Here is a 25351-nt window from a genome sequence, read left to right on the forward strand (position 1 = left end):
AGTATATCCGAAAACAGTTTGTGCTTTTGTTTTAAAAATTATACAAAAAAAGCCCCCATTGCGCGGATCTTCGCAACGGGGATCGAGAAGAATTTATGCGGAACACTAAGAATTACTCTTGAATGTTTCGCTGTTTTCATTATAGCACGACAGGTGTCCTATAATTGGGACACCAGGTAAAATTTTTCAAAAAAATAAATAAAAAACGTATATTTTTTATTTTTTGACATTTAAAAGTCGAATTATAAAGTTATTATTTTTATAAAAAGATAGTTTCGGCATAAAATCCGCAATATGGCAAATACTAAAGTGCAAGGAAGAGGTGATAATCATGCAGTATAATCAACAGGAATATCAGAAATATTTAGAAAAGAAATCGCCGAACAGTCCGCTGTTAAAAAATGTTTTATTTGCTTTTGTAATTGGCGGGGCAATTTGCACCATAGGTCAGGCAGTGACGGATTTTTATCAAACCATTGCCGGGTTGGAGGAGTCTACGGCACGGACTGCGGCGAGCATTACCATGATTTTTTTTGGAGCATTGCTTACCGGAATGGATGTGTACTGCAAAATTGGAAAGTATGCTGGAGCAGGAACGCTGGTACCCATTACTGGTTTTGCCAATTCCATTGTATCTCCTGCCATGGAGTTTAAAAAAGAAGGATTGGTGCTGGGGCTTGCGTCAAAAATGTTTGTCATAGCGGGGCCGGTTTTGGTATATGGAATTACGGCTTCGGTGGGTGTTGGAATAATATATTATATTATACGGTTTATAGGGGGATAGGACATGGAAAAAAGACATGGCAGGCAGACAGTTGGTTTTCAAGGAGATGTCAGAATCTGTGCTTATGCATCGGTGGCAGGGCAAAAGGAAAAAGAAGGCCCGCTGGGGGAGTGCTTTGATATTGTTATGCCGGATGCGGAATGGAATGAGGAGACATGGGAAAAAACAGAGAGTAAAATGCAGAAAGAAGTTTTAAAGGCTGCATTGCGGAAAGCGGAATTAAAGTCGGAAGATCTTCACTACATTTTGGCAGGAGATCTGCTCAATCAGTGCATTGGCGCTGGATTTGGCCTTCGGGAAATGGAAGTTCCTTTTCTGGGGATTTACGGGGCGTGTTCCACTATGATCGAGGGACTGAGTTTAGGAGCTATGCTGATAGATGGCGGATTTGCCGAGTATGCGGCGGCGGTGACTTCCAGCCATTTTTGTACCGCAGAGCGGCAGTATCGAATGCCCCTGGAATACGGCGGGCAACGGACGCCCACCGCTCAGTGGACAGTGACTGGCGCTGGAGCAGTGATTCTGGCAAAGCAAGGGGCTGGACCTAAGGTGACGCACATCACCACTGGTAAGATTATGGATATGGGAGTGAAGGATGCTAACAATATGGGGGGCGCTATGGCGCCGGCGGCATTTGATACTCTTTGCGCGCATTTTAGGGATTTGGGCAGAGGCCCGGCGGATTATGATCTGATTTTAACTGGAGATTTGGGCGTGATAGGCCGTGAAATTCTGATTGAAATGATGGAAAAGGAAGGTTATGATATCTCTAAAAATTATCAGGACTGCGGATGTATGATTTATGATCGGGAAAAGGTAGATGTCCATGCGGGCGGAAGCGGCTGCGGCTGTGTCGCATCCGTGCTTTGCGGCAGAATTTTAGAGGGACTGCGGCAGAAAGAATGGAAAAAGGTTCTTGTAATTGGAACGGGCGCCATGCTCAGTACTACCTCGAGTTTACAGGGCGAATCGGTACCGGGCATTGCCCATGCGGCTGTTTTATCGGCAGAGTGAAGAAAGGAGAAAGCATGCAGTATGTAAATGCATTCTGGGTAGGTGGATTGATTTGTGCCATTGCTCAGGTTTTGATTGATAAAACAAAATTGACGCCAGCCAGAATTTTGGTTTTGTTTGTGGTAACTGGAACCGTGCTTGGCGGGCTTGGCCTGTATGATCCTTTGGTGCGATTCGCGGGGGCCGGGGCATCCATTCCCATTGTGGGATTTGGAAATGTACTGGCGCAGGGCGTGATTAAAGGGGTGCAGGAACACGGTATTTTGGGGATCTTGACCGGAGGTGCAGAGGCTGCCGCCGGAGGAATCACCGCATCCATTGTGTTTGGCTTTTTAGCGGCGCTGATTTTTAAACCTAAGGTAAAATCCTGATTTTTTGTGCGTGGAGGGGCAATCTTTGCTATATAATTGAGCAAGATATGAAATGTTTTTCTGTTTTAACGTGATATAATGGTAACAAAGTGCTGTTTTATCTTAGGAAAACAGAAAGGATGTGCACAAAGATGAAAATGACATTTCGGTGGTACGGAGAAGAGGATCCGGTAACACTGGATCATATTCGGCAAATACCAGGTATGACCGGAGTGGTTACGGCGGTATATTCTGTGCCGGCGGGAGAGATTTGGCCGCGGAAGGAAATTGCCCATATGAAGGAGCTGGTCCAAGCCAAAGGACTTGAGATGGAGGTCATTGAAAGCGTTCCGGTGCATGAGGATATTAAGCTGCGCCGAGGGGACTATAAAAGGTATATCGAAAATTATAAAGAGAATATCCGTTCTTTGGCTGAAGCGGGAGTGAAATGCATATGCTATAATTTTATGCCGGTCTTTGACTGGACCCGTTCCCGTTTGGATCAACCTTTGCCGGACGGATCCAATGCGCTTGTCTATTATAAGGAAGATGTGGGGAAGATGGATCCAACCCGTTTGACTTTGCCGGGATGGGACGCATCCTATTCACCCAAGGAAATTGCCGGATTAATTGAGGCGTATCAAAAGCAGGGAGAAGAGGGCCTATGGGAAAGTTTGGCATATTTTATCCAAGAGATCATGCCTGTGGCGGCAGAGTGCGATGTGAATATGGCGATTCATCCCGATGACCCGCCCTGGTCCATTTTTGGTATTCCCCGGATTATCACTTCTGAGGAAAATATTGACAGGTTTTTGGCTTTGTATAATGATTCCCATCATGGCCTGACATTATGCAGCGGCAGCCTTGGGTGTACCAAAGCCAATGACTATGTACATATGGTGAAAAAATATGGCAAAGCTGGAAGGATCCACTTTGCCCATGTGCGGAATGTAAAAATTTTAGAGGATGGTTCCTTTGAGGAAAGCGCCCATTATTCTCCCTGTGGTTCTTTGGATATTGTGGAGATTTTAAAGGCATATCATGAGGTAAATTTTAAAGGATATTTGCGTCCCGATCATGGACGGATGATATGGGGCGAGACCGGAAAACCCGGCTATGGATTATATGACCGGGCTTTGGGCGCTATGTATATGACTGGAATCTGGGAAACCCTGGATAAACTGAAAGGAGAGATACAGAAATGAAACTGCCGTTTCAAATTGATTTAACAGGAAAGGTGGCAGTGGTGACCGGCGCTGGCGGCGTATTGTGTTCCATGTTTGCTGAAGCATTGGCGCAGACCGGCGCGAAGGTGGCACTGCTGGATTTAAACGAAGAGGCTGCCAACGCATTTGCACAGGAAATCGTAAAGAACGGCGGCATTGCCAAAGGCTATTGCTGCAATGTACTGGACAAGGATAGTCTGGAAAAGGCGCATGCCCAGGTTTTGGAGGATTTCGGAAGCTGTGATATTCTTATTAACGGTGCGGGGGGCAATAATCCAAAAGCCACCACGGATGATGAATATTTTGAGCCGGAAGATTTGGGAAAGGTGAAAACCTTTTTTGATCTGGACAAGTCTGGCGTTGAATTTGTATTTAATCTGAATTTTTTGGGAACCTTGCTGCCTACGCAGGTGTTTGCCAAGGATATGCTGGAAAAAGAAGACGCAAGCATCATCAATATTTCCAGCATGAATGCTTACACGCCGCTGACCAAAATTCCGGCATACAGCGGTGCCAAAGCGGCCATATCCAACTTTACCCAGTGGCTGGCAGTGCATTTTTCGCGGACGGGAATTCGCTGCAACGCCATTGCTCCCGGTTTTTTTGTGACCAAGCAGAATGAAAAGCTGCTGTTTCATGATGACGGTACGCCCACACCGCGTACTGGGAAAATCTTAAATAGCACGCCTATGAACCGATTTGGGGAAGCCCAGGAATTATTGGGCGCTCTGCTGTTTTTGGTGTCCAAAGAGGCGTCTGGGTTTGTCAATGGAATTGTCATTCCGGTAGATGGAGGTTTTTCCGCTTATTCTGGCGTATAATTAGGAAACGGCCGCGGCTTCTTCAAACAAGAAGCCGCGGCCGTTTTTTACTTATTTTTGAATGGTAAGCAAGAGATCGCCGTGCTGAACCTGGTCACTGGCGTAGGCGGGAACAATTTCGCCGCATTCGTCCGTGTTGCAAATAATCATTGGTGTTATGGTGGGGTAGCCATCATTTTGAATGCCTGCGATGTCAAATTCGGCCAGCAAGTCTCCCCGCCGGACGGTATCACCGTTTTGCACATGCACTGTAAAGTGTTTTCCGTTCAGCTTGACTGTATCCAGCCCCACATGGAGCAGAAGATCAATTCCGTCTTTGGTTAACAACCCGATGGCGTGTTTGGTGTCAAAAACATTTTCAATCGTGGCATCGGCTGGGGCGTAAAGTTTACCTTCTTCTGGTTCTATGGCAATGCCCTGCCCCAATATGCCCTGCGAGAATACTTCATCCGGTACCTTTTCAAGTGGAATTACCTTTCCAGACAGAGGCGCGTATAAGGGAACAGTTTTCCCCTCCGGCGCTGTCGCGGGCTTTGGCGTTTCTCCAGCAGATTCTGGTATGGTAATGTTATCTTCCGGAATATCCGGTGCAGAGGATAAATAGTCTTCTAGATTCGATTTTACTACGGTGACACTGGGGCCATAAATGACCTGCACGCCGTTGCCTTTGCGGATAACTCCTGCTGCACCGCTGGATTTCAGTAAGCCATCATCTACTTTGCTGCTGTCATGCACTGTAATTCGGAGTCGGGTAGCACAGCAGTCCACATCGCTGATGTTGGTTTTTCCACCCAGGCCTTTTGTAATCAAAGCGGAACGGGAATCGGTATTTTGAGCGTCTTGTCCTTTTCCAGATCTTTCTTGTTTTCTCGCATTGACGTCCGCCCGGGTATAGAGCTTGGTTTCTTCCGAGTCTGCCTCGCGTCCCGGTGTTTTCAGGTTAAATTTGCGAATCAGGAACCGGAACAGGAAGTAATAAACGATAAAATAACCGATACCGACAATAACAATATAGATCCAGCTGGTTTTGGCGTTGCCCTGCAAAATACCAAACAAAAACAGGTCGATAAGACCGCCGGAGAAGGTCATGCCAACTCCCACATTTAGTATATGCATCAGCATATAGGCAAGGCCGGCAAATACACAGTGAATCGCATAGAGCATGGGCGCAACAAATAAAAAGGTAAATTCAAGCGGTTCGGTAATTCCGGTCAGCATAGAGGTTAGTGCCGCGGAAAGCAGAAGGCCGCCTACGATTTTGCGTTTTTCTGGGCGGGCACACTGATACATGGCAAGGGCCGCGCCAGGCAAGCCGAAAATCATTAGTGGGAATTTGCCGGACATGAACCGGGTGGCAGAAACCGCAAAGTGTTTTACAGAGGGGTCAGAAAGCTGGGCAAAAAAGATATTCTGGGCTCCTTCCCAGGTTTTTCCCATAATTTCCATGGTTCCGCCTACATTGGTCTGCCAGAAAGGCAGATAGAAGACATGATGCAGTCCGAAGGGAATCAGTGCCCGTTCGGTCAGCCCGTATACCCATGTGCCGAAGTATCCCGAATTTTGTACCAATTTGCCGATATAGGTAATGCCGGTTTGAATGGGTGGCCAGATAAAAAACATCAGAATACCGACCACGAGATATACGGCGGAGGAGATAATAGGTACGAACCGTGTGCCGCCGAAGAAGGAAAGTACCTGCGGCAGCTGGATTTTATAAAAGCGGTTATGCAATGCCGCAACGCCAAGGCCTACAATGATTCCGCCGAAAACGCCCATTTGCAGGGAATTAATACCTAGCACGGACGCCATGGCACCCTCTTTTATGTGTTCGGCAACACCGTCCGCCCCATAGGCGTTAAGCGCCATAGCACCAATGGCAGCGTGCATGACGAAAAATGCAATCGCGCCCGCCAGGGCTGCAACCTCTTTTTCTTTTTTTGCCATGCCGATGGAAATACCAATGGCAAAAATCAGCGGCAGGTTAGAAAATACAATATCGCCGCAGCTGTTTAAGACCTGCAATACCGCATGAATGGGAGTTCCAGGCCCCATTACGCTCATTAGGTTGTAGGTTTTCAGCATGGTTTCATTGGTAAATGCGCCGCCGATCCCCAGAAATAGCCCGGCTACCGGCAGGATGGCAATGGGTAGCATAAAGGAACGTCCGACACGCTGCAGTACACCGAAAATCTTATCTTTCATGGAAAGGCTCCTTTCTTTGTGTTTATTTTAAAAATGAATTTTTATACAGGGTCATATCGGGCTGGATCAAGCCGCCGCAGAAAGCAAAGTATGCACAAATCAAAAGAATCCCGGAATAATCCACGGCAGAGTTATTTTATTCTCTGGCAGAAGTTGTCGTCCCCGGATGAAAAAGAATCAGCTTTCCCGTTAGGGAAACCAAAACAACATAAAATGACAAAATACTTTTTTTGTTTGTGCTTATTATACCATATTGCGAAAGATTTGTCCAGAAATTTTTGGTAAAAATATCTAAAATTTATTTAAAGATAGGAAAATATTGACTCAAAATTTCCGCAATTTTCAATTTCATTTGAATCCGAATTTCTCCTGTCTGGGTTACCATGGCATATTCTTCGGCAGAAAGTTCCTGGCGGAGATCTTGAAGCGTTTCATCATCTGCTTTTACAGCATCTCCGGTCAGGCAGAGAGGCGGATACATGACACACCACCAGTTATGACCTGCGGCAGCACCAATACGGATATTAACAGCGGTATAAGTTCCAGCCGGAAGACGGACCCCTCCGTAATCCCGGGTGGGGAACCGGCAGGGTTCTATGGTGACGGAAGCCCGACCCAAAAAACCTTGCTTTTTTAATTCTGCCTGCGCTGTCCTCTGCAGCAGCGGCGCATAGGTTTTGGCTCGCTTTGCTGCTTCCTGCGCGTTGGTACAATTCTGAAACAAAAAGCCGCAATCGGACAAAATCCGGTCCCTTACTTGAAGTTTGATTCTCTGATCTTGTGCTTGGTCACTATTTGCTATGATGTGAAGACGCAGGACGTGGGAGGCAATCTCTTTTTGATTTTGTAGGACAGAACTGCATAGCAGGATGCCAGCTATAAGGGCGATGCTGAAAAGGCAGAAAAGCCCGGGGATTATGTATCTGAAAAAGAAAGTTTTGTTCATTTGATTTTGCTCCTTCCGCCCCGCACAAGAGAACTTGCTACGGGACAACTTAATATCAGTTATATTCTTGCCGGATTTTTGTGCTTTATACATCTTGATTTTTTATTGGGTTTGAGGTACAATGTATAATTGTATTTTTCTATGCAGAAAAAAGCCTTGTCTGCCCGCAGGCAGGGCTGAGCGGACAGAGATAGCTTTGCGGGCAGAAAGGCAGTGTAAATAGTTATGGCAAAAATCAACCTGTGTGTCATTTTTGGCGGTGCATCCAGTGAGCATGAAGTATCTTTGCTTTCTGCGGCTTCGGTGCTTCGCAATATTGACCCGGATAAATATGAAGTACATAAACTGGCTATATCCAAAGAGGGAGGCTGGTACTACTACGACGGGGATGCAGAGGGACTTTCGAACCTTAACGATCCTGCGCAGTGGAATTTTGACCGTGCCTGTATCTCTCCTGATCGGACGCAGAAGACCATTTTGCGTTTCGGAGCAGAGGGGTTGAAGACCTATCCTGTTGATGTGGTCTTTCCTGTGCTTCATGGCAAGAACGGTGAGGATGGCACTGTTCAGGGCCTGTTGGAACTGGCGGGTATTCCATATGTAGGTTCTGGCGTAATTGGCAGTGCGGCTTGTATGGATAAATGTATTGCAAAGGCTTTATTTGAACGCGCCGGTATTGCGCAGGCTGCCTGGGTAGAAATGAAGAAAGGCGAGAAAAAGATCGATGAAGTAGAGGAAAAATTGGGATATCCCTGTTTTGTAAAACCTGCGAACGCAGGGTCGTCGGTGGGAATTACTAAGGCGCATAACCGGAGCGAACTGGAAGAGGGAATTGCGCTGGCTTTCTTGCATGATGAAAAGCTTTTGGTGGAAGAAATGATGACCGGAACCGAAGTTGAGAGCAGTGTGATGGGAAATCTGGATCCAGTTTGTGCCCCCGTGGTAGGAGAAATTGCGCCGGCGGCAGAGTTTTATGACTATGATGCCAAATATAATAATGCGGCATCTGTTTTGACGATTCCTGCAAAGCTTCAGCCGGAGATTGTTGAAAAACTGCGGGAGAACGCGGTGAAGGCATACCGTGCCTGCGAGTGCCGCGGCCTTTCAAGGGTAGACTTTTTCGTGGAAAAGGAAACTGGAAAGGTTTTCCTTAATGAAATCAATACTATGCCTGGATTTACTTCTATCAGCATGTATGCCAAACTGTGGGAAGCCAGTGGTGTAAGTTATAGCGAACTGATTGACCGTCTGATTGCACTGGCCCTTGATAATCGCTGAGAGGAGGCGGGGGATCTATGGACAATAGACCCATTGGAATTTTTGATTCCGGACTGGGCGGATTGACCTGTGTGAAAAAAGTGATGGAGATCATGCCCGGCGAGGATATTATATATTTCGGCGATACGGGCCGTGTTCCCTATGGAAGTCGAAGCGCCGATACCATCTTAAAATATACGCGGCAGGACATTCGGTTTTTGGAGACTTTTGATATTAAATTTATTATTATTGCCTGCGGCACGGCCAGCAGTGCGGCGCTGCCCTTTATCCGCAGTGAATTTGATATGGACATCGAAGGTGTTTTGGATCCTGCCTGTAAAAAGGCGGCGGCTCTGACCCAAAGTGGAAAAATTGGGGTGATCGGTACCCATGGAACGGTGCGGAGCGGGAAATATTTACAGACATTGAAGAGGATAGATTCTGGACTGGAAGTGTACAGCAAAGCCTGTCCCATGTTTGTGCCCCTGGTGGAAAATGGATATACTGACGGAGAGGTTGCCCGGCTGATCGCCGCAGAATATTTGCAGCCGTTAAAGGATGCTGGTGTGGACACTCTGATTCTGGGCTGTACGCATTATCCGTTGCTCCGGGGTGTGATCCATGACATCATGGGGGAACAAGTACAGTTGGTGGATGCTGGGGCAGAGGCGGCTGTGTATGCCAAGCAAAAGCTGGAGGAAAAGGATTTGCTTTGCAGCAGAGGCTACGGCGCAGCGCAGTATTATGTCAGTGATGCAGTGGATAATTTTACGGAAATCGCCGGCATGTTTTTGGAAAAAAGCGTTGACGGAAGTGTACACCTTGTGAATATTGAAAATTACTAAGCGGCAGAAACGGAGTAAAGCATGGATGCAAATGTATTGATCAGTATAAAGACCATTCAGGAGACCGATGGTGAGATATTGGAGCCGATTGAACTGCAAACTCCCGGTAAATTCGGGATTTTGAATCAGAAATATTATATTATGTATAAGGAAAGTGAAATGACCGGTTTTGCAGACACCACTACCACCATTAAGATTTGGCCGGGAAATGTTGTGGTGACCCGACGGGGTAAATTTAATATGAAAATGCATTATGAAGCCGGGGAATGTAATTTGTGTCTGTATCCAACGCCCTATGGTGATATTGGCGCGGCAATTTATACTTCGGAAATTGATTATGCTTTTTCCGGATTGGAAGGAAAGCTGAAGGTGGATTATACTTTGGATGCGGATAACGAAAATTTCATACAAAATTCATTGCATGTGGAGATTCGGCCGATTGTGGCCTATTCAAAGTAGAAGAAAGGATAGAGGTAGATGAGCATACAGGAAAAGATGAAAGATAAAATTGCCGGCGTGGTAATGAACGCTTTGCAGGCGGCACGGCAAAAGGAAACACTGCCGGATACAGAAGTGGAAGGCGTATCGGAAATGATTCGGCTGGAGGTGCCCAGAGACAAACAGCATGGGGATTTTGCCTGCAATATTGCCATGGTGCTGGCAAAGCCGCTGCGTACTGCGCCGCGGAAAATAGCGGAAGCCATTGCCGCAGAAATTGCGCCAGACCGGGATATAGAGAAAATTGAAGTGGCAGGAGCCGGGTTTATTAATTTTTATCTTAGCGCTAACTGGCTGTATGAAATTCTTTTGAATATTGAACAGCAGGGAGAGCATTATGGTAAAATTGATATGGGAAAAGGGAAAAAGGTCATGGTAGAGTTTGTATCTGCCAATCCTACCGGCCCTATGCACATGGGCAATGCCCGTGGCGGCGCGCTGGGGGATTGCCTTGCGTCGGTGCTGGAGTACGCAGGCTTTGATGTGACCAGAGAATTTTATATTAATGATGCTGGAAATCAGATTGAGAAGTTTGGAAATTCCTTAAATGCCCGGTATATCCAGCAGTTAAAGGGGGAAGATGCCATTGCTTTTCCGGAGGACGGCTATCATGGCGAAGATATAACCGAGCATGCCAAGGATTTCATTGCCCTTTACGGGGACAAGCATCTTTCCTGCACGGAGGAGGAGCGCAAGGCGGCGTTGGTAGATTATGCACTGGAAAAGAATATTGCGGCGCTGAAACGGGATCTTGAGCAATACCGGATTGTGTATGATGTGTGGTTCCGGGAAAGTACCCTGCATGAGTCAGGAGCGGTACAGGAAGCCATTGACCTGCTCACCCAGAATGGATTTACGTATCAAGAAGATGGAGCGGTATGGCTCAACTGTGAAAAAATGGGTCTTGAAAAAAATGAGGTCTTGGTTCGAAAAAATGGCATCCCTACTTATTTTGCAGCAGATATTGCTTATCACATTAACAAATTAAAAACCCGCGGCTATGACTGGGCAATCAATGTTTGGGGCGCTGATCATCATGGACATGTAGCCCGGATGAAAAAAGCGCTGGATGCCGTTGGCCTGGACGGAAACCGGCTGGATGTGGTGTTAATGCAGCTGGTTCGGCTGATGCGTGACGGCGAGGTAGTGCGTATGTCAAAGCGTACCGGTAAAGCAATCACGCTTTCCGATCTTTTAGAGGACATCAGTGTGGATGCGGCGCGGTTCTTCTTCAATATGCGCAGTGCTGGCAGCCATCTTGATTTTGATTTGACGCTGGCGGCGGAACAAAGCAATGATAATCCTGTATTTTATGTCCAGTATGCCCATGCAAGGATTTGTAGTATTCTGCGGCTTTTGGAAGAGGAAGGCGTGAAGGTTTTGCCATACAGCGAGATGCATCCGGAGCTTTTGAAGGAAGAGGCGGAACTTGATCTTTTGAAAAAGTTGGGTGAACTTCCTGAAGAGATTGAAGCGGCGGCAAAAGCATTAGAGCCGGCAAAGATTACCAGATATGTTATGGACTTGGCGGCAGCATTTCATACTTTTTATACTGCCTGCCGGGTTAAGGTAGAGGATACCGATTTGATGAATGCGCGGCTGAAACTGATTGACAGTACCCGGATCGTGATTAAAGGCGTATTGACTATGCTGAAAATTACGGCACCGGAAAAGATGTAAGGAGGCTATATGAGAAAAATCATTCTTTCGGCTTTGATATGCTGTGCCGTGATGGTACAGCTGACTTGTTTCGCTCAGGCACCCGAACAGCTGGTGACAGAGGCCTATGTTTATACCGGCACCCTTTATTATTGTGACGCGGCACGGAACAAAATTGTCCTGAAAAACGTCCAACCGGTAGGAAGCATTGATGAAAAAAATACAGCTACAGCAGCTGAAGCGGAATACAATGAGATATGGGTTTCCGGCGGTGGAACATTGGGAGACGGGAGTTTGGTGCCCATGGAGGATTTAAATCGCTATGCTGACAGTAATGTGCGGGTAATCATCACCCGCAGTGCGGCAGAAGGCATTCGTGTAGTGACTTTGAAATTTTTATAAAAAACGGGGCGTTTGGGGGACCGCGTGCAGAAAATTTTCCGAAAACGGGAAAGGCGAAAAGGAGGAATCTATAAATGAAGGTAGGAAAGATGAAGTTTCGCAGATTGGCAGGATTTCTTTGTTTTGTAATGGTAGTACTTTCGTTTGCAGTTCCTGCGGCGGCGGAAGAGGCGGCAGCGGATACCGATGTACAGGCAACAGAGGCAGCAGCGGATCCGGAGGTACTGAGCGCGGAGGACGCACAGGATTTAATCCAGGCAGTGGCTATGCAGTTGGGTATTTATGCGCGTTATGAGGATATTTCAGAGCGCAGTCTTTACAAAACTGCAGTAGAGCGGTTGGTAGAAGAGAATCCAGATTTGTATCACGAAGTGCTCAAGGCGATGCTGGAATCGGTGGATGAGCATTCGGAGTATTATACGGCAGAGGAAGCCGAAAAACTGATGCAGACGGTGAACGGCGAGGTCAACGGTATCGGTGTCAGTATTGATTTTACCAATCCGGAAGCAGCCCGGATTGTTTCTGTAATTCCGGATACACCCGCAGACAAGGCGGGCATACAAGTAGGCGACCTCCTGGTAGGCGCTGATGGAGTTGATCTTCGGGGGATGCAGTCCGAATCTATTTTAAGCTTGATTCGAGGCGCTGTTGGGACTACCGTTCATATTGATGTAGAACGAAACGGCGCAGTGATGGGTTTTGATATTGTTCGTGATGCTATTATTGGAACTTCTGTAACGTCAAAAATATTTGAGGACAGCGGCGAAAAGCTGATGTATATCAGAGTATACGGATTTGTAAAAAATACAGCTGAAAAATTTGAGGAAGCTTTGAAAGAAGCAGACCTTGCAGGAATCGAAAATCTGATTATTGACGTGCGGGATAATGGCGGCGGTATTTTAGATCAAGCAGTGGAAATGGCGAATAATTTTGTGCCCAAAGACAGCATTATTACCACCGAAGATCATAAGAACGAGATATTTAATAAGGTGTATAAAGGAACTAAGGTGGTAAAATCTAAATATAACACAGTTGTTTTGATTAATGAAAATTCCGCAAGCGCATCCGAGGTTTTTGCGGCCGCCCTGCATGAAAATGGTGCTGCCACATTGATTGGCACCCGGTCTTACGGCAAGGGTACCATTCAGTCGATTAATGGACTGCAAACTGGCGGCATGATAAAATACACCAGCGGTTTTTATCTTACACCCAGCGGAAATAATATTAATGGCGTGGGACTTGTGCCGGATGCCTATGTAGAAAACCAGCTTCAGCCTATAAATGAAGAGGAATTTGGGAGTTTTGAATATACCCGTACCTATCAAGTGGGAGATACAGGAGAGGAAGTAAGACTGGCCAAAGAGATTTTAAAACTTTTTAATATCTATCAGGGTGAAATGAATGATGTTTTTGACCAGGATCTTTACTATGCAGTTTATGCATTCCAGACGCAGGCGCAGATTTTTCCTTACGGAGTGCTGGATCTGACCACGCAGCTGCAGCTGCACAATTTCCTGAGTAAAGCCAAAATTGAAATTGATGATCAGCTGAAAGCAGGTTTTGCTCATTTTGGCATGACCATGCCCAGCGAGGAAGCGGCCCAGTAAAATAAGAAAAAGTCCTAGCACAGCGCCGGACGTGTCATATCAATGAAAGAAGCAGACAGCGGTGACTGCCGCGAAACAAAAAAGACAGGAGCATTGGCAAAGCCTTTCTCCTGTCTTTTTTATCGTTAAAGAATAGGTGTTCCATCTGGATGGAAGAGGGGAAGCGGGGCGAGAAATCGGATGTCATCTCGCGCGGCTGCTTCGCCTTCGGCTAGGACAGCCATTCTCCCGGCAATCATGCCGCCTACTTCGCTAACAAGTGTTTCAAGCGCATTTACGGATTCACCTGTACTGATTACATCATCCACAATCAGAACACGTTTTCCCTTCATGGCTTGGCTGTCCTTGCCGCTGATGCAGAGCATCTGACGGCTTTCTGTTGTGATGGAATTAACATATGTCGTGTGTAGATCCTGCATATAAAGTTTTGGACCTTTGCGGGCCACAATATAATTATCCGCACCGGACTGGCGCGCCATTTCATGCAGAAGAGGGATGCCCTTGCTTTCCGCAGTAATCATAATATCATAAGGCGGTGCTATTTTTAAGAGTTCTTTTGCGGCGGTCACAGTCATTTCCACATCTCCAAACATGACGAAAGCCGCAATATATAATTGATTGTTTACTTTGCAAAGGGGCAGGTTGCGGGTTAAACCCGCAACCTGCAGTTCATAGGTCATAGACATAAAACGTCCTCCTGATTACTGAATTGCCATGGTGATGATACGAAGAACAAACAGTGCACCCGAGACCCACATAACAGGGTGAATATCCTTGATCTTACCAGTGCATATTTTCAAAATGATCCAGGTCAAAATACCGAACATAATGCCGTTTGCGATGGAATAGGTAAATGGCATCATGACCAGTGCCGTAAAACCGCCGATGGTATCAGCAATATCTGATGTGAAGTCCATTTTCTGAACGGAGGTCAGCATCAGCAGTCCTACAAACACCAGGGCAGGTGTGGTCGCAAATCCGGGAATGGCCAGGAAAATAGGCGACAAGAAGAGTGCTACGATAAAGAGTACTCCGGTGGTTACTGCAGTGAGTCCGGTTCTGCCACCAGCCATAACACCGGTACTGGATTCTACATAGCTGGTAACGGTAGAAGTACCCAGGCAGGCGCCCACTACAGTACCAACTGCATCTGCCATCAAGGCACCGCCGGCACGGGGGAGATTGCCGTCTTTATCCAGCAGGCCGCCTTTGTCCGCCACGCCGATCAAAGTTCCTACCGTATCAAATAAATCGACAAACAGGAAGGAAAAGACAATCACAGCAAATTCCATGATATGGTTGGTAACATAACTAAAGTCAAAATCAAACAGGTAGGGTCCTGCAGGAATCCAGTTATTTCCGGCAAAGCTGGGGAAGGTGGAATATACGCCGGCCGCGGCGTCAACCTGATACCAGCCGATTGCTTCGGCGATCATACCCAGCACCCATGTTGCCAGAATACCCCACAGAATGGAGCCGGTAATCTTATAATGATGAAGGATTCCGATGATAATCAGTCCGATAAACGCCAAGGCAAACTGGGGCGAAACAACTTTACCCAGGTCAACCAGTGTGGATTCGCTGCTGATGACGATGCCGGCGCCTTTGAGGCCAACAATCGTGATAAACAGGCCAATTCCGGCGGTAATGCCAAGTTTCAGGTTGGCAGGAACCTTGTTTACCAACGTTTCACGGAATTTAAAAAGTGACAGGATAATGAAAATGATACCCTCAACCAAAACAGCGGTCAGCGCGATTTGATAAGGGTTTTGGATTCCGGCCTCAGCCATGGGAACGCAGACCGAATAGGCAAAGTATGCGTTAAGACCCATACCGGAGGCAAGGGCTACCGGATAGTTGGCAAACAGCGCCATGCACAGACAGGCAATGGCTGCGGAAACTGCGGTGGCGGTAAATACCCCAGCGGCTTCCATGCCGGCAGCAGACAGAATGTTGGGATTGACGGCCAGAATGTACACCATGGATAAAAAGGTGGTCAACCCGGCCAGCATCTCGGTTTTTACGGTTGTGCCGTTTTGCTTTAGTTTAAACAGCTTTTCCAATTTGTTTCCCTCCCGGAAAAATTAAAATATTATATTAAATTTATTTTTTTACGACAGATGTTACAGTCCGCCGAAAAACTCCCCGTATGTTCAGACCCAATGCAAAAGGGCTGAAACAATTTATAAATGATAAAAGGAAAAAGCCTCTCATTTTTTGATTGTACCATAATATGACAAAGGTTTCAATATTTTTGACAAAAAATTTTTTTCAATATTAAAAAATTTTTATGGAATCAACAATATGTCTGCCGGAAGACGAAAATTTAGGATTGCGGCTTGCATTTTACGGTTATGGGTTGTATAATGAAAGTCGCTGAGCGTACTTGATGCGATTTTAGGCATAAAAAAAGCCAAAAACAAAAACAGTTTTAGGCTTTCAAAGTATCCTAGTTTTTTGTGTCAGATATCAATTACCTGTATAGACAGCTTGTCCCGGAAAATAGAAAAAGAAAACTATGCATCTTTTTCTGTGTCATCGGGGTCGCAGATAATCAACTCCACTGTACGGGTCAACACATCGGTATAGCTGTAAGAAACCCGGCGTTCGCTGGAGCCGGAATCGTTGGGTGTATTCAGCTTGATAATGAAAATACTGGGGTAGGTGCTTTCAATCACACCTTCGCGGGTTACTGTCTGCTTTCTGCCTTTTTTTGCGGTAAGCCTCACTTTATGCCCCACATTATCAGAAAGGCTGGACTTGATTTTGGTTAAATCTTTTTGAATAAACAACCCAAACACCCCTTTATAAAATCTTTACTTTAGTATAACATAATTTTACGATTTTGTAAATAGAAAAATACAAGATTTTACGAAGGATTCACAAATTTGTTACAATTGAAGCAATAACGACAGGATATTACAGTAAAAACGCTGAATCGTACATATTTTGGTGCAAAATAATAATATTTTTTAGAAAAACGTTTTGTTTTTGATAAGGAGAGATGAAAATGGAAAAAGCGGTGATGAACCGCTGGGCGGACGGCATCCGGGATGGGATCCCGATTGGTCTGGGGTATTTGTCTGTTTCTTTTACATTTGGCATGATGGCGGTGTCCTGCGGTATTCCGGTGTGGGCGGCGGTGGCCATATCTATGACGAATTTGACCTCTGCGGGACAATTTGCGGGTATTTCAATGATAGCGGCTTCGGCTTCTTTTCTGGAGGTAGCATTAACCCAGCTGGTAATCAATATCCGCTATGCATTGATGTCGTTATCCTTGTCTCAAAGGTTGGAAAAAACGGTAAAAACCATGGGGAGAATGGGAATTTCCTTCGGGATTACAGATGAAATTTTTGCAGTGGCTTCCACCAAAGAAAGCAAGGTGGGTAAGCGATATATGGCAGGGTTAATTTTTGTACCATATATCGGCTGGACGGTTGGGACGTTGCTAGGTGCCGCGGCGGGGACTTTTCTGCCGGAGGCGATCCGTTCCGCTCTGGGCATTGCTATTTACGGAATGTTTCTTGCTATCATTGTTCCAGCGGCGAAGAAGAGTTTTCCGGTGTTCGTGGTGATTTTGATTGCGGTAGCGATGAGTTGTGTGTTCCGGTGGGCTCCGGTTTTAAACCAGGTCTCCAGTGGTTTTGTGATTATTATATGCTCCGTTACCGCAGCTATAGTGGGAGCCGTACTGTTTCCGAAACGAGAGGAGCGTGGGCTGTGATGGATTGGATACAGATGACTTGTTATATTGCGGTAATGGCTTTGGTGACCTATGCGGTCCGGTGCCTGCCGCTTACCTTGTTTCGGCGCGAGATTACCAATGTGTATATCCGTTCTTTTCTTGAATATATTCCGTATGCTGTATTGGGAACCATGACTTTGCCTGATGTATTGTATTCGACTGGCAGTATGGGGTCGGCAGTGGTGGGGTTGATTGCAGCCGCAGCGCTGGCGTATATGGAGCGCAGCCTTTTAACTGTGGCAGCGGCTGCGTGCCTTGTGGTGTTTGTTGCAGAGCGAATTCTTTAAAAAAAGTTTCTTCGGCCTGTGAAATCCGAAGAAGCTTTTTTTGTGTTAGAATTGGCGAAACAGCGGATTTTCTAAGGGGAAATCATGTTCCCTTGAGAAAACCGCTGTTTTTTTTCGGAGAAATCTGTAAAACCTCCGGCCATTGACACGGGAAAGGTCAAAGGGTGAAAAATAAGGAAAAAAATAGAAATTGCACCTGCGTTTGTGTCGAAGAAAATCGAAATTTACAAATTGGTAAAAAATAACTCATATTTTTGTAAAAAAATCTTTAAAATTTTTCAAAAAAAGACTTGCAATATTTAGATAAATAGATTAGAATATAAAAGAAGTGGCACAAAGTGGATTGAAGTGGTTTGAAATGGATGAAATGATTCGGGAAATCCACGCAATGTGTTTTTTAAAACGGGAGCGAAAGGAGGCGGCAAAATGCTTATCGGAGAATATCATCAGAATTTGGATGCCAAAGGGCGCATTAACGTTCCGGCCAAGTTCCGGGAAGATTTGGGTGAGTCTTTTGTCGTGTCCAAAGGGCTGGATAACTGTGTTTACATCTATCCGAAGGAAGAGTGGAAACGGTTTGAACAGGAATTATGTTCTGTGCAGCCCACCCAGAGAAGAATGCTGCACCGGTTCTTTTTCAGCGGTGCAGAAGAATGCAGTACGGACAGCCAGGGGCGCGTGGTCATTCCGCCCAAAATTCGAGAATATGCCGGCCTGACCAAAGAAATAGTTGTAATCGGCGTTTCGGATAAAGCGGAGATTTGGGATCGGGGCCGCTGGGAAGAGTATATGGAAAATCCAGCCTTTGATGCAGAAGAAATTGCAAAGGTTATGGAGAATTTAGGAATTTAGGTTTTGTCCGGGAGAAGAAAATGGCGTTTCATCATATTTCGGTTTTGCTGAAGGAAAGTATTGACTTGCTCCAAATAATGCCGTCCGGCATTTACGCAGACGGGACTTTGGGAGGAGGAGGACATTCTGCGTTGATTTGCGATCAGCTGTCAAAGGACGGAATGCTGATTGGTATTGACCGGGATCAGGAGGCACTGTGCGCGGCGCAGAAACGGTTGCAGCCGTTTGCATGCCGAAAGCTGTTTTTTCACCGGAATTTTTTCTCCATTCGGCAAATCCTTCAGGAAGCCGGAGTAGAAGAATTGAATGGTGCTATATTGGATTTGGGTGTGTCTTCGCCGCAATTGGATGAAGGGGAACGTGGCTTCAGCTATCATCAGGAGGCCCCTCTGGATATGCGTATGGACCAAGGGGCGGAGCTAAATGCCTATACAGTAGTAAATACATATGATGAACAACGATTAGCGGACTTGATATACCGTTATGGAGAAGAGCGCTTTAGCCGCAAAATTGCGGCGGCTATCAGCCGGGAGCGGGAAAAGAAACCCATTGAAACAACGACCCAGTTGGCAGAGATTATCAAGCAGGCGTTTCCGCCGTCTGCAAGGTATGGGGACAAGCATCCTGCCAAGAGGACATTTCAGGCGATACGAATTGAAGTGAATGGGGAACTGGATGGACTGGAAAAGGCAATTCGGGATTTTGTACAAGTACTCAGGCCTGGCGGACGCTTGGCGGTCATTACGTTTCATTCCCTGGAAGACAGGATTGTAAAAAATACATTTGCTGACCTTGCAAAAGGTTGTGTGTGTCCTCCTGATTTTCCGGTTTGTGTCTGTGGACGAAAGCCTGCCGGAAGGCTGGTTAATCGAAAACCGATTACCGCTTCGGCGGAGGAACTGAATAAGAATTTTAGGGCTCACAGTGCAAAGCTGAGAGTGATAGAAAAAATAGAGAAAGGATGACAGGCTGTGGCTACATCAACACCGCAAAGACAAATGAGTACAGCCCGCAGAAAAACTTCTGCGTACAGGACGCAAAATAGATATGCTAATTTGCGGCAGAGCCAGCCTGTTTCCGGAGGCCCCTCTCGGCTTTCTGCGGGATATTCCCGTTCGGCGGTTCGTCCGGTTCCTGGTATTCAGCCAATGCCAGATTTGCGGCAGCACCAGGAAGCCCGGAAAGAAAAAGGGACCCGTACAGCTGTGCGGTCTCGTGGACAAGCTGTTTTTATCCGGAATTGTCTGAAGCTTGCGGGTGTGTTTATCCTTTGCTGTTTGATGATTTACCGGTATGCAGTGATTTTAGAAACCAATGATCAGATTGCCAAGCTAAAAGAGGAATGCGCCGAGATAGAAGCCAATAACCAGGCGATTCAAGCCAAGATCGACAGGGGACTGGAACTGGGAGCACTGGAGGAATATGCCACCACACAGCTAGGAATGATCCGGCCTGACAGCTCACAGATTTTTTATATTGATATGCAGATGGATGATGTATCAGCGAATGAAAAAAATGAGGGAGATTCGGAAGAGAAGCCTGTGCTGCAGGGAACACCGGGAGCGTTGGTGCATGCAATCCAGGTTTTAAACTGACGTAATGTTGAATATACTCCAAATAGGACATAGAAAAAATGTGTGCTGTTTGGGAAACAGATAGCGGGGATTTCTCAGGGAGAAGCTCCGCTATTTACGTATTTTCAGACACCAGAGAAAGGATGGAGGCAAAAAAGGAATGAAAAAGAGTCGTTTGCAGCAAAATAAACGTATCATGATCATTTTGACGGTATTTATTATAGGGTTTGGCCTGCTTGCGGGGAAAACCGCATGGCTGCAGATTGTGCAAGGGGAAAAGCTATCCCGGGAGGCACTGCAGCAACAGACCAGTGATAATACCGTAAGTGCAAAGCGAGGCAAGATCTATGACCGGAATTATAAGGTGCTGGCCAGTAATACCACGGTAGAAACTATTAGTATTGCGCCTGCGGAATTGCGGGGAAGCATTGAGAAAAATCAACTTACTGCTGCAAAGGTAGCAGAGGAACTGGGAAACCGGTTGTCAATGGACGCGGAGAATATAGAAACTATCATTAATAAGCAGAGCAGCTTTGAATATTTGAAAAAGAAAGTAGAAAAAGAGACAGCGGATTCTGTGCGGGAATACATTGAGGAAAAAAACCTGAAAGGAATTAATTTTGTGGAAGATGTCAAGCGTTTTTATCCCTATAATAATCTGGCATCTCATGTGATTGGTTTTGTGGGGAGTGACAATCAGGGCCTGGAAGGAATTGAAAGTATTTACGATGAGGAACTCAGCGGGATTCCCGGCCGGGTGGTAACGACCCAGCAGACCACTGGCCTGGACTCTGGTACCAGCTATGAAAATTATATTGAGGCGCAGGATGGCTGTAGCGTGGTTTTGACGATTGACGAGGTCATTCAAGGATATGTGGAAAAACATCTGGAAAATGCACGGATAGCCAGTCAGCTGGAAGCAGGTGCCGCGGCGATTGTAATGGATGTGAATACCGGAGATATTCTGGCCATGAGTTCCAAGCCAGATTATGATTTAAATGCGCCGTTTGAGATCACGGATGCGATTCGTGAAAAATATGACGGAATCGATGAGGAATTAAAACAGCTGGAAGGTACAGAATATACAGAGAGATTAAATGAAGTCATCCAGACAGTGCGGCGGAACAAGGCGGTAGTCGATTCTTATGAACCCGGGTCTACCTTTAAGGCCATGGTGGCGTCTTTGGGGCTTGAGACCGGCGCCGTTAAGCTGGAAGATACCTTTACCTGTACCGGTGTTCAACAGGTGCTCACTGAGAGCATTCACTGTGCCAACAGAAATGGACATGGTACGCAAACCTTTGCGGAAGCAGTGCGGAATTCCTGTAACCCGGCATTTATTCAAATTGGTCAAAAGATTGGAAAAGAAAGGTTTTTAGAGGGGCTGCGTGCTTTTGGCTTTTTTGAGGAAACCGGCATTGAGCTTCCCGGAGAGACGGCGGGCGTTGGTTTTACTTTGAATAATTTTACAGACGTAGACCTTGCCACATCGTCCTTTGGACAGTCGGTAACGGTAACGCCACTGCAGATGATTACGGCGGTCAGCGCTGTGGCTAACGGCGGAAAGTTATATAAGCCACACCTGGTAAAGGAAATCATTAATTCAGATAACATTGTGGTAGAAAAAAATGAGCCGGAATTGGTGCGTCAGGTTATTTCGGAAGAAACCAGCAACACCATGTGTGGTATTTTGGAATCGGTGGTTTCGGAAGGCGGCGGAAAGAATGCTTATCTGGCTGGTTACCGTATCGCAGGAAAAACAGGTACGTCTGAAAAATTGCCTCGTGGAAACGGGCATTATATTGCGTCTTTCCTGGCTTTTGCGCCGGCAGACGATCCGCAGGTAGCATGCCTGGTGATTTTGGATCAGCCGCCTGTGGGTATGCCGTATTACGGCGGTACAATTGCAGCCCCCGTAGTAAAAAATATTATGGAAGAAACGCTTCAGTACCTGGGTGTAGAGCCTCGGTATAACGAAAATGAGAAAGAATATGTGGATATTGAGGTGCCGGACTTGTCCGGCAAATCGGTGGAAGAAGCAACACAGGTTCTGAAGGAAGCTGGCTTTGAAATTCGGGTCAAGGGCGAGGGCGGCACAGTGACAGACCAGATACCCAAAGCACATACCAGACTATCCAGTGGTTCTACGGTGGTGGCCTATATGGATGGCACAAAGGCGGAACGTAGTATAGAAGTTCCTGACGTGATTGGAGAAAGCGCGGCAAATGCGTCGGCCATGCTGGTAAGTGAAGGACTCAATGCCCGTATCCGGGGAATCCCGGGAGAAGGTAGCGCCGTATGTGCATCACAGTCGCCGGAGGCCAGAACCATTGTGGAACCGGGAACCGTGGTGACAATTGATTTTCAATATCAGGGAGCAAATGACTAAGGAGGAAGCAGAATGAATCTTTCCGAACTACTTAAAGAAATTGAAATAAAACAGGTGCTGGGAAGCGTGCAGGTGGGGATTACCGGAATCGCTTTTGATTCAAGGGCGGTAAAACCGGGAAATTTGTTTGTTTGTATCAGCGGTTTCCAGACAGACGGTCACCGGTTTGCACCGGATGCCATTGAAAAAGGGGCAGCTGCTATTATTGCAGAGCAGGATCTGCATGAATTGGGCGTGACATGTATTATAGTAGAAAATACCCGCCGGGCTTTGGCGCAGGTTTCTGCCGCGTTTTATCAGCACCCTGACAGGCGTTTTTGTCTGATCGGTATTACAGGTACCAACGGGAAAACAACCACAACCTATTTGGTAAAGTCGGTGCTAGAGGCTATGGGTAAGAAGGTTGGGCTGATTGGGACGAATCAAAATATGATTGGAACTGAGATTATTCCTTCCAAACATACGACGCCGGATTCATTGGAGCTGATGCGGCTGTTTACCCGAATGGCGGACAAAGGGGTAGATTATGTGGTCATGGAGGTTTCCTCTCATTCCCTGGCACTTGATCGGGTTACGGCCTGTACGTTTGATGTGGGTGCGTTTACCAACATCACCCAGGATCACCTGGATTTTCACAAAACAATGGAAGAGTATTTGGCAGCAAAAGCAATTTTGTTTCAGATTTCCAAAGTTGGGGCGGTGAATGCTGATGATAAGGGAGCAGAATATTTGATGCAGCATGCTTCCTGTGAAAAAATGTTGACTTACGGGATTGACGCCGACTGTGATTTAAAGGCATCTGAGGTAGAACTAAACGAAAATGGCGTTTTCTTTACCTTGACCTATGAAGGAAAAACCTATCCGGTGGAATTGGGAATACCGGGCAAGTTTTCTGTATATAATGCAATGACGGCATTATCTTGCCTTGCGGCGGCAGGAATCCCTATGGATCAGGCTGTGGCAGGATTGAAGGTCGCCCGTGGCGTGAAGGGCAGAATTGAGGTTGTGGAAACTGGCAGGGATTTTGGCGTCATCATTGACTATGCTCATACACCGGACGGACTAAAAAATGTCATTCAGACCATACGTGGTTTTGCAAAAAGGCGCATTATCACTGTCTTTGGCTGCGGCGGAGACAGAGATAAAACCAAGCGTCCCAAAATGGGGAAAATTGCATCGGAAATGTCAGATTTTTCTGTACTAACCAGCGATAATCCGCGGACCGAAGACCCGGAGGCAATTATTGAAGATGTGCTGGTGGGTGTAAAAGAAGGCGGCGGGAATTATATCGTCATTCCAAACCGGTTCGAAGCGATTGAATATGCACTTGACCACGCGGAAAAAGATGATATAATATTACTTGCCGGAAAGGGGCATGAAACCTATCAGATTTTAGCAGATCGGACTATTGCGTTTGATGAACGGGAGATCGTCAGGAAACTGCTGGATGCGCCTTCTGGTAATTGAACAAACGGAAAGAGAGTAATGGGGTGATGCATTGTGGAATGGATACTTAATATCAGCTGTGCTGCAAATGCGATGAATGGGGAGATTTGCGGATGTGACGGTGATGAGCTGATACGGTCTGTTTCAACAGATACACGGACGATTAAGGATGGCGCTGTGTTCTTTGCACTGCAGGGCGACCGGTTTGACGGGCATAAATTTGTACCCGCGGCGGTAGAAGGCGGTGCTGTGTGCTGTGTCGTAAATAAAGAAGAGGGGCCGTTTAACGGATTTCCAGTTATTGCGGTTGAAGATACCCATAAAGCCTTGAGGGATTTGGCGGCATTTTACCGAATGAATTTTCAGATCCCGGTAGTGGGCATTACCGGAAGTGTGGGAAAAACCTCTACCAAAGAAATGATTGCTTCGGTGCTCCGCAGGAGCTACAAGACCCATATGACGCAGGGAAATTTTAATAATGAAATTGGTTTGCCGCTGACTGTTTTTGACCTGATGAAAGAAGATGAAATCATGGTTTTGGAAATGGGTATGAGCAGCCGGGGGGAAATCTCCAATTTGACACGGATAGCCAGGCCTGACACAGCAGTGATTACCAACATTGGTCTTTCCCACATTGAGCATTTGGGCAGCCGGGAGGGAATCAAAAAGGCGAAGTTTGAGATTTTGGAAGGACTGCCTATGGACGGTACAGTCATTTTAAACGGGGATGACGATTTACTGTGGAGTGCCCGGGGGGAGATTAATTTTGAAACCCTGTATTACGGTATCAGAAATAAAAACTGTGATTTGACGGCATACGATGTACGCACCTATTCAGATGGAAGTGAATTTACCTGCAAAATTGATGGTGAACCGTATAAATTTTTTGTAAGTGCTCCCGGTGAACATCACATTTATAATGCACTGGCAGCCATTCTGACGGGACTCAAATACGATGTGGAAATTGATGATATTCGAAAAGGAATTCGCAGCTTTGTCCCCAGCGGGCTGCGGCAGAATTTTGTAGAACTACCTAACTATAAAATTATTCGGGATTGCTATAATGCAAGCCCTGCATCCATGAAATCCGGTCTAGAAGTATTGTCTCTGGCGCAGGTAAAAGGGCGGCGGGTAGCTTGTCTGGCGGATATGCTGGAATTGGGAGACATTTCTCCGGAAGCACACCGCAGCGTAGGACGCCTCGTGGTGGATTATGGTGTAGACTGTCTGATTACCGTAGGAAAGGATGCGCACTACATTGCCCAGGGCGCAGAAGAGGAAGGAATGAATCCGGCAGATATTTATGAATTTGATAACAACGAGGAATTGATAGAGCGTTTGCCGGACTTGTTGAAGAAAAACGATGTGATTTTGGTAAAAGGTTCGCGGGGGATGCGTATGGAAGAAATTGCAGACGCCATTGCGGAGCTGTCCTAAGGACGGC

The 25351-nt window shown here is 46.4% G+C and carries 24 protein-coding genes; 19 read left to right on the forward strand and 5 right to left on the reverse strand.

Features of this window, described 5'->3' with window-relative positions:
- Positions 1-331: 331 nt before the first annotated feature.
- The 5 genes from spoVAC to INF28_RS05635 all read left to right on the forward strand — a co-directional run bounded on the left by spoVAC (position 332) and on the right by INF28_RS05635 (position 4195).
- The gene (gene spoVAC / locus INF28_RS05615) at positions 332-784 is read left to right on the forward strand and encodes a stage V sporulation protein AC (protein WP_226392487.1); all 453 of its coding nucleotides are present in this window, start codon (positions 332-334) and stop codon (positions 782-784) included.
- Positions 785-787: 3 nt separating this feature from the next.
- Positions 788-1798: a stage V sporulation protein AD gene (gene spoVAD, locus INF28_RS05620; protein ID WP_226392488.1), complete on the forward strand. Its 1011-nt coding sequence runs from the start codon at positions 788-790 to the stop codon at positions 1796-1798.
- 14 nt (positions 1799-1812) lie between these two features.
- Positions 1813-2169 (forward strand): stage V sporulation protein AE, encoded by a 357-nt coding sequence (gene spoVAE, locus INF28_RS05625; RefSeq protein WP_226392489.1) that lies wholly within the window; start codon positions 1813-1815, stop codon positions 2167-2169.
- Between the two features lie 131 nt (positions 2170-2300).
- A complete protein-coding gene (locus INF28_RS05630; protein ID WP_226392490.1) occupies positions 2301-3353 on the forward strand; it encodes a mannonate dehydratase in 1053 nt (350 codons plus the stop codon).
- Positions 3350-4195, forward strand: coding sequence for an SDR family oxidoreductase (locus INF28_RS05635; RefSeq protein WP_226392491.1), 846 nt, complete (start codon positions 3350-3352; stop codon positions 4193-4195). Before INF28_RS05630 ends, INF28_RS05635 begins: the two co-directional genes overlap by 4 nt.
- 51 nt (positions 4196-4246) lie before the next feature.
- Here the strand turns inward: INF28_RS05635 and INF28_RS05640 are convergent, their stop codons facing one another.
- Both INF28_RS05640 and INF28_RS05645 read right to left on the reverse strand, forming a co-directional pair.
- On the reverse strand, positions 4247-6397 hold the full coding sequence (locus tag INF28_RS05640; RefSeq protein WP_226392492.1) for a PTS transporter subunit IIABC: 2151 nt from the start codon (positions 6395-6397) through the stop codon (positions 4247-4249).
- Between the two features lie 298 nt (positions 6398-6695).
- Positions 6696-7343 carry a stage II sporulation protein R gene (locus INF28_RS05645; RefSeq protein WP_226392493.1) on the reverse strand — a complete coding sequence of 216 codons (648 nt, stop codon included), beginning with the start codon at positions 7341-7343 and terminating at the stop codon, positions 6696-6698.
- A gap of 225 nt (positions 7344-7568) precedes the next feature.
- Here INF28_RS05645 and INF28_RS05650 point away from each other — a divergent pair, with 225 nt between their 5' ends.
- The 6 genes from INF28_RS05650 (at position 7569) to INF28_RS05675 (ending at position 13611) form a co-directional block, all read left to right on the forward strand.
- Positions 7569-8621, forward strand: coding sequence for a D-alanine--D-alanine ligase family protein (locus INF28_RS05650; protein ID WP_226392494.1), 1053 nt, complete (start codon positions 7569-7571; stop codon positions 8619-8621).
- Positions 8622-8638: 17 nt separating this feature from the next.
- Complete coding sequence (murI, locus tag INF28_RS05655) at positions 8639-9445, forward strand: glutamate racemase (protein ID WP_226392495.1); 807 nt, start codon at positions 8639-8641, stop codon at positions 9443-9445.
- Positions 9446-9466: 21 nt separating this feature from the next.
- Positions 9467-9904 carry a DUF1934 domain-containing protein gene (locus INF28_RS05660; protein WP_226392496.1) on the forward strand — a complete coding sequence of 146 codons (438 nt, stop codon included), beginning with the start codon at positions 9467-9469 and terminating at the stop codon, positions 9902-9904.
- Positions 9905-9922: 18 nt separating this feature from the next.
- On the forward strand, positions 9923-11623 hold the full coding sequence (gene argS, locus INF28_RS05665; RefSeq protein WP_226392497.1) for an arginine--tRNA ligase: 1701 nt from the start codon (positions 9923-9925) through the stop codon (positions 11621-11623).
- Between the two features lie 9 nt (positions 11624-11632).
- The gene (locus INF28_RS05670) at positions 11633-12004 is read left to right on the forward strand and encodes a hypothetical protein (protein WP_226392498.1); all 372 of its coding nucleotides are present in this window, start codon (positions 11633-11635) and stop codon (positions 12002-12004) included.
- Between the two features lie 74 nt (positions 12005-12078).
- Entirely contained in the window at positions 12079-13611 is a 1533-nt protein-coding gene (locus INF28_RS05675) for a S41 family peptidase (RefSeq protein WP_226392499.1), read from the forward strand.
- Between the two features lie 125 nt (positions 13612-13736).
- Here INF28_RS05675 and INF28_RS05680 read toward each other — a convergent pair whose 3' ends face one another.
- The 3 genes from INF28_RS05680 to INF28_RS05690 all read right to left on the reverse strand — a co-directional run bounded on the left by INF28_RS05680 (position 13737) and on the right by INF28_RS05690 (position 16403).
- Positions 13737-14297 carry a phosphoribosyltransferase family protein gene (locus INF28_RS05680; protein WP_226392500.1) on the reverse strand — a complete coding sequence of 187 codons (561 nt, stop codon included), beginning with the start codon at positions 14295-14297 and terminating at the stop codon, positions 13737-13739.
- A gap of 15 nt (positions 14298-14312) precedes the next feature.
- A complete protein-coding gene (locus tag INF28_RS05685; protein ID WP_226392501.1) occupies positions 14313-15674 on the reverse strand; it encodes an NCS2 family permease in 1362 nt (453 codons plus the stop codon).
- 453 nt (positions 15675-16127) lie between these two features.
- Entirely contained in the window at positions 16128-16403 is a 276-nt protein-coding gene (locus INF28_RS05690; RefSeq protein WP_226392502.1) for a Veg family protein, read from the reverse strand.
- A 212-nt stretch (positions 16404-16615) separates the two neighbouring features.
- On the opposite strand from INF28_RS05690, the gene INF28_RS05695 reads away from it, so the two are divergent.
- The 8 genes from INF28_RS05695 to INF28_RS05730 all read left to right on the forward strand — a co-directional run bounded on the left by INF28_RS05695 (position 16616) and on the right by INF28_RS05730 (position 25344).
- A complete protein-coding gene (locus INF28_RS05695; RefSeq protein ID WP_226392503.1) occupies positions 16616-17338 on the forward strand; it encodes an AzlC family ABC transporter permease in 723 nt (240 codons plus the stop codon).
- A complete protein-coding gene (locus tag INF28_RS05700) occupies positions 17338-17646 on the forward strand; it encodes an AzlD domain-containing protein (protein WP_226392557.1) in 309 nt (102 codons plus the stop codon). The genes INF28_RS05695 and INF28_RS05700 overlap by 1 nt, the downstream gene beginning before the upstream one ends.
- A 426-nt stretch (positions 17647-18072) precedes the next feature.
- Positions 18073-18498 carry a division/cell wall cluster transcriptional repressor MraZ gene (gene mraZ / locus INF28_RS05705; protein WP_226392504.1) on the forward strand — a complete coding sequence of 142 codons (426 nt, stop codon included), beginning with the start codon at positions 18073-18075 and terminating at the stop codon, positions 18496-18498.
- Positions 18499-18518: 20 nt separating this feature from the next.
- Positions 18519-19463 carry a 16S rRNA (cytosine(1402)-N(4))-methyltransferase RsmH gene (rsmH, locus tag INF28_RS05710; protein ID WP_226392505.1) on the forward strand — a complete coding sequence of 315 codons (945 nt, stop codon included), beginning with the start codon at positions 18519-18521 and terminating at the stop codon, positions 19461-19463.
- Between the two features lie 6 nt (positions 19464-19469).
- Entirely contained in the window at positions 19470-20093 is a 624-nt protein-coding gene (locus tag INF28_RS05715; RefSeq protein ID WP_226392506.1) for an FtsB family cell division protein, read from the forward strand.
- 139 nt (positions 20094-20232) lie between these two features.
- Positions 20233-22461, forward strand: coding sequence for a penicillin-binding transpeptidase domain-containing protein (locus INF28_RS05720; RefSeq protein WP_226392507.1), 2229 nt, complete (start codon positions 20233-20235; stop codon positions 22459-22461).
- A 12-nt stretch (positions 22462-22473) separates the two neighbouring features.
- Positions 22474-23928 (forward strand): UDP-N-acetylmuramoyl-L-alanyl-D-glutamate--2,6-diaminopimelate ligase, encoded by a 1455-nt coding sequence (locus tag INF28_RS05725; protein ID WP_226392508.1) that lies wholly within the window; start codon positions 22474-22476, stop codon positions 23926-23928.
- A 33-nt stretch (positions 23929-23961) separates the two neighbouring features.
- On the forward strand, positions 23962-25344 hold the full coding sequence (locus tag INF28_RS05730; RefSeq protein ID WP_226392509.1) for a UDP-N-acetylmuramoyl-tripeptide--D-alanyl-D-alanine ligase: 1383 nt from the start codon (positions 23962-23964) through the stop codon (positions 25342-25344).
- Positions 25345-25351: the final 7 nt, after the last annotated feature.

This window comes from Ructibacterium gallinarum, assembly GCF_014982785.1.
GTDB classification, from domain to species: domain Bacteria; phylum Bacillota; class Clostridia; order Monoglobales; family Monoglobaceae; genus Ructibacterium; species Ructibacterium gallinarum.

Bases quoted from the DNA above. Each gene is read 5' to 3' on its own strand.
- spoVAC (WP_226392487.1), top strand. From the start codon at position 332: ATGCAGTATAATCAACAGGAATATCAGAAATATTTAGAAAAGAAATCG.
- spoVAD (WP_226392488.1), top strand. From the start codon at position 788: ATGGAAAAAAGACATGGCAGGCAGACAGTTGGTTTTCAAGGAGATGTC.
- spoVAE (WP_226392489.1), top strand. From the start codon at position 1,813: ATGCAGTATGTAAATGCATTCTGGGTAGGTGGATTGATTTGTGCCATT.
- INF28_RS05630 (WP_226392490.1), top strand. From the start codon at position 2,301: ATGAAAATGACATTTCGGTGGTACGGAGAAGAGGATCCGGTAACACTG.
- INF28_RS05635 (WP_226392491.1), top strand. From the start codon at position 3,350: ATGAAACTGCCGTTTCAAATTGATTTAACAGGAAAGGTGGCAGTGGTG.
- INF28_RS05640 (WP_226392492.1), bottom strand. From the start codon at position 6,397: ATGAAAGATAAGATTTTCGGTGTACTGCAGCGTGTCGGACGTTCCTTT.
- INF28_RS05645 (WP_226392493.1), bottom strand. From the start codon at position 7,343: ATGAACAAAACTTTCTTTTTCAGATACATAATCCCCGGGCTTTTCTGC.
- INF28_RS05650 (WP_226392494.1), top strand. From the start codon at position 7,569: ATGGCAAAAATCAACCTGTGTGTCATTTTTGGCGGTGCATCCAGTGAG.
- murI (WP_226392495.1), top strand. From the start codon at position 8,639: ATGGACAATAGACCCATTGGAATTTTTGATTCCGGACTGGGCGGATTG.
- INF28_RS05660 (WP_226392496.1), top strand. From the start codon at position 9,467: ATGGATGCAAATGTATTGATCAGTATAAAGACCATTCAGGAGACCGAT.
- argS (WP_226392497.1), top strand. From the start codon at position 9,923: ATGAGCATACAGGAAAAGATGAAAGATAAAATTGCCGGCGTGGTAATG.
- INF28_RS05670 (WP_226392498.1), top strand. From the start codon at position 11,633: ATGAGAAAAATCATTCTTTCGGCTTTGATATGCTGTGCCGTGATGGTA.
- INF28_RS05675 (WP_226392499.1), top strand. From the start codon at position 12,079: ATGAAGGTAGGAAAGATGAAGTTTCGCAGATTGGCAGGATTTCTTTGT.
- INF28_RS05680 (WP_226392500.1), bottom strand. From the start codon at position 14,297: ATGTCTATGACCTATGAACTGCAGGTTGCGGGTTTAACCCGCAACCTG.
- INF28_RS05695 (WP_226392503.1), top strand. From the start codon at position 16,616: ATGAAAATGGAAAAAGCGGTGATGAACCGCTGGGCGGACGGCATCCGG.
- INF28_RS05700 (WP_226392557.1), top strand. From the start codon at position 17,338: ATGGATTGGATACAGATGACTTGTTATATTGCGGTAATGGCTTTGGTG.
- mraZ (WP_226392504.1), top strand. From the start codon at position 18,073: ATGCTTATCGGAGAATATCATCAGAATTTGGATGCCAAAGGGCGCATT.
- rsmH (WP_226392505.1), top strand. From the start codon at position 18,519: ATGGCGTTTCATCATATTTCGGTTTTGCTGAAGGAAAGTATTGACTTG.
- INF28_RS05720 (WP_226392507.1), top strand. From the start codon at position 20,233: ATGAAAAAGAGTCGTTTGCAGCAAAATAAACGTATCATGATCATTTTG.
- INF28_RS05725 (WP_226392508.1), top strand. From the start codon at position 22,474: ATGAATCTTTCCGAACTACTTAAAGAAATTGAAATAAAACAGGTGCTG.